Consider the following 1,511-nt stretch of genomic DNA (forward strand, 5'->3'; position numbering starts at 1 on the left):
TCATAATCTGAGATTTGTTGCGATAAATCTCGTTCAGGTAAGTCATTAACTGTAGGACTCTTCGATTTAATTTCTGCAATAATTGCTAGCTTTGGTTCTTTCTCAATTGCGTTTATAAAAGATTTTTTATTCTGAATCTTCACACTTTTCAAGGTATTAAGTTTGTCTTGATAATAGCCATTTTGTAAAAGTGACTGTTTATATTTAACAATTTCTGCTAAAATCGTCATATTATTCACCTCTCATTTGATGGTATTTTTTCAATGCTTCACCATTATCAATCAATGTAGTTGCAAGTTCTATGCCTTCTGCGATGGTATCCACTTTCTCTGCAACATAAAGGCTTAAACCCGCATTTAGTAAGACAACATCACGTCGACTTGACTGATCTTTACCATTCAAGATATTAAGGGAGATTGCTAAATTTTCTTCAGGTGAACCGCCTTTAAAATCACTATTCGGCGCATGTTTCAAACCATAATCAGTCGCATTTAATGTGTAATTTTTGATTTCTCCATCTTCAGTCAATTCATATATCAAATTATCACCAGATAGTGTTGCTTCATCCATACCATTTGCACCATGTAAAACGATTGCACGTTTTCTACCTAAATCTTTAATCGTTTTAGCAACTAACTTTAACTTTGTAGGATCAAAGACGCCTACCATTTGATACGTTAAGTGATATGGATTAATTAATGGACCCACAAGGTTTAATATTGTAGGCTTTCCAATCATTTTTCTAACTGGTTGCATATACTTCATGATTGGATATGATTCAGTTGCACCAATGAATACAAGGTCTTTTTCATTTAATTGGTTAGGTGTATCATCAACAGTTGTTGTTTGTATGTTCATTTGATTTAACAAATCCGTACTACCTGAATTTGAGGTAATACTTTTATTACCATGTTTTATAACTTTTACGCCAGCACTTGCTACAACAAAAGCAACAGTCGTTGAAATGTTGAAACTATTTGACTTGTCACCACCTGTGCCGCACACACACATAGCCCCTTCATAACATGGTTGATGTGGATACATTGTATTAATTAAGCTACGTACAATATATGTTAATTCTTGTTGTTGGATTTCTCGCTCCGAATAGGAACTAAGTAATTCATATTTAATATCAGTTCCAATACTAGGAGAAATAAGTATATCGATTAGCTCTTTAATGTCGCTTTCAAGTAATATAGTTTCAGTTTTTATTCTTGTTAGTAATGTCATGGTTTTCATCCTTCCTTCACTAGATTAATGAAATTTGTAATTATTTTGACACCATAGTCTGTAGCAAATGATTCAGGATGGTACTGAATACCATAATGCGGTCTTTCTTTATGCTCGAATGACTGTATACAATCTTTGGTACGTCCAGTAATTTTCAATTCTTCTGGAAAATTGTCAGGGTTACTTATTAATGAATGATATCTCATAATTGAAAACTGTTCTGGTATATCTTGATATAACAGATGTTGATGATGCGATATAACCTTTAGTGTATCAACTTT

2 protein-coding genes and 1 pseudogene are annotated in these 1,511 nt (G+C 32.8%); all 3 read right to left on the minus strand.

Going from position 1 to position 1,511, the window contains the following annotated elements; all coding sequences use genetic code 11:
• Positions 1 to 230: pseudogene (locus IDG60_RS13705) on the minus strand (indole-3-glycerol phosphate synthase TrpC); the annotation flags it as partial.
• Position 231: 1 nt separating this feature from the next.
• The gene (gene trpD / locus IDG60_RS13710) at positions 232 to 1,230 is read right to left on the minus strand and encodes an anthranilate phosphoribosyltransferase (protein WP_000173833.1); all 999 of its coding nucleotides are present in this window, start codon (positions 1,228 to 1,230) and stop codon (positions 232 to 234) included.
• Positions 1,231 to 1,235: 5 nt separating this feature from the next.
• Positions 1,236 to 1,511, minus strand: a 276-nt coding sequence (locus IDG60_RS13715) for a glutamine amidotransferase-related protein (protein WP_481906094.1), incomplete at its 5' end; no start/stop codon positions are given.

This window comes from Staphylococcus sp. EG-SA-2 (assembly GCF_017152085.1).

Coding starts and splice junctions, on each gene's coding strand:
- trpD (WP_000173833.1), bottom strand. CDS start 1,230: ATGACATTACTAACAAGAATAAAAACTGAAACTATATTACTTGAAAGC.